This is a genomic window from Photobacterium iliopiscarium (assembly GCF_003026395.1).
In the GTDB taxonomy this organism is placed as follows: Bacteria; Pseudomonadota; Gammaproteobacteria; order Enterobacterales; family Vibrionaceae; genus Photobacterium; species Photobacterium iliopiscarium.
Map to the genome: position 1 here is coordinate 1 of NZ_PYOO01000030.1, position 2,218 is coordinate 2,218.

The 2,218-nt window shown below is 36.7% G+C and carries 2 protein-coding genes; both read left to right on the forward strand.

Annotated elements, in window-relative coordinates; genetic code table 11:
- Positions 1-123 (forward strand): Orn/Lys/Arg family decarboxylase (locus C9J51_RS19270; RefSeq protein WP_146144524.1); only part of this gene is annotated, 123 nt, incomplete at its 5' end.
- Between the two features lie 645 nt (positions 124-768).
- Entirely contained in the window at positions 769-2,094 is a 1,326-nt protein-coding gene (gene potE / locus C9J51_RS19275; protein WP_107275288.1) for a putrescine-ornithine antiporter, read from the forward strand.
- Positions 2,095-2,218 lie beyond the last annotated feature (124 nt).

A 2,218-nucleotide genomic window follows, 5' to 3' on the forward strand; every position in this document is an offset into this window, starting at 1 on the left:
CAGTACTTGAAAGCACTAGAAGCATGGGACGCTGAGTTCCCTGGTTTCGAACACGAAACTGAAGGCGCAGAAATCGAAGACGGTAAATACCACGTTCTTTGTATCAAAAAAGAAGCACTATAATCGCTTAATGCGCTAGTGTGACAGCCTATCAATCCCTCGCAGATAACTGCGGGGGATTTTTTATATCCCCAATTAACACATCGCAATTGAACTCAATCTCCATTCCCCGCTCGATACTTAATGATAATTTATACAAATTAAATATTTCTTAACCCACTATTCAAAAAATATTTCAATTTTTAATAGTGAATTTATTCGCATTAATAAAGCATAACTATTTTTTGCAATCATTTTAACCTCTTTTAAATTATCACCCAGTGAGAATTTCAAGCTATTGTAAATAAAGACTTTTAATTACAAAAAAATGCAGCGAATTACATTTACATACTATTTGTTAAAAATAATGGTCGAATAATGATACTTAAAATCAAAAGACCCACTAAAAATGCAATGCTTTATTCCGTTTTTATTGTTTTATTTTTATAAAAACAGCGCATTATATGTTCCGAAAGCGAGATTAATTATTCGATTTAAAATATATTTCTTACATTAAGAGTTATATTTTAATTATTTTATAATAAGTAAAATAAAATAATTAAACTCCTTTATATAATAAATAACGCACCATGGATCTGGTTTTATTTATATTAATATAAATCCTATTTTAAATATGATTTACATCCCTTCTAATCACAGGTGAATATAATGTCATCAGATACTGGCACTAAAAAAATGGGCCTTGTCGGCTTAACTGTACTTGTTGCAGTTAACATGATGGGCTCCGGTATTATTATGCTACCGGCAAGCTTGGCGCAAGTTGGTGCAATTTCAATGTTATCTTGGATTGTAACTGCGTTAGGCGCAATGTGTATTGCTTATACATTTGCTAAATGTGGTGCATTTTGTAAACGCTCTGGCGGTATGTCAGCTTACGCAGAAGAAGCACACGGAAAATCATCTTTCTTCATCTCTTCTTATACTTATTACGTGTGTTTAGTTATTAGCTGTGTGGCTATTGCCGTTTCTTGTTTAGGCTATATCAAACCATTTATGCCTTGGCTTAATACACCAATACACACTTTCTACGGTGTAGTGGCTATCCTTATCTTCACCATGGTAGCTAACTTTGGCGGTGCGAAAATCACAGGTCAAATCTCAGCATTCACTGTTTGGGGTATCATTATTCCTGTTGCTGGTCTATCTATCATCGGTTGGTGGTGGTTCGATCCACAAACATTCATGAGCGCATGGAACCCACACCACGACACTACAATGCACTCTGTATCTTCTGGTATCGCGTTGACTTTATGGGCATTCCTAGGTATTGAATCTGCTGGTGCTAACTCTGATGCGGTTGAAAACCCAGAGCGTAACGTACCTCTTGCAGTATTATTTGGTACTGGTTTCGCAGCGATTGTTTACATTGCTTCAACAGGTGTTATTCAAGGTATTATTCCTAACTCTGAACTTGCAGCATCAACTGCACCGTTTGGTCTAGTATTCAGCCACATGTTCAACCCTACTGTAGGTAACATCGTTACACTAGCAGCAGTTATCGCATGTATCGGCTCACTACTTGGCTGGCAGTTCACTAACGCCCAAGTTTCTAAAGCAGCGGCTGATGAAGGTTTGTTCCCTAAAATCTTCGCAAAAACAAACAAAGCAGGCGTGCCTATTATTGGTATGTTAATCATGCTAACCGCTGAGATCATTCTTGCGGTAATGACTATCTCTCCTAACTTGATCAGTCAGTTCAACGCACTATTGAACCTAGCCGTATTTATTAACATGGTACCTTACATCCTATCAATGACCGGTCTTGAAGTACTGCTTCGTAAGAACAAAGTATCTACAAAACAATACCGTCTTGGTGCAACCGTGGGTACATTAGCTGTTCTTTACAGCATCTACGGTGTGTACGCTTGTGGTGCAACCGCAGTATTCGGCGGTACTATCTTGACACTGCTTGGTTATATCTTCTACGGCTTCATCGCAGCACGTGATACTAAGCCAGAAGTTAAAGCAAACTAATTAAAAGATTTAATAAATTCGATACTAAAGCAATTTATTAATAACTAACTAGAACGGAAATGGGAATAAATAATAAATACGCTCACAATTAATAGTGATATTAATAAACAGCATTATTTATTCC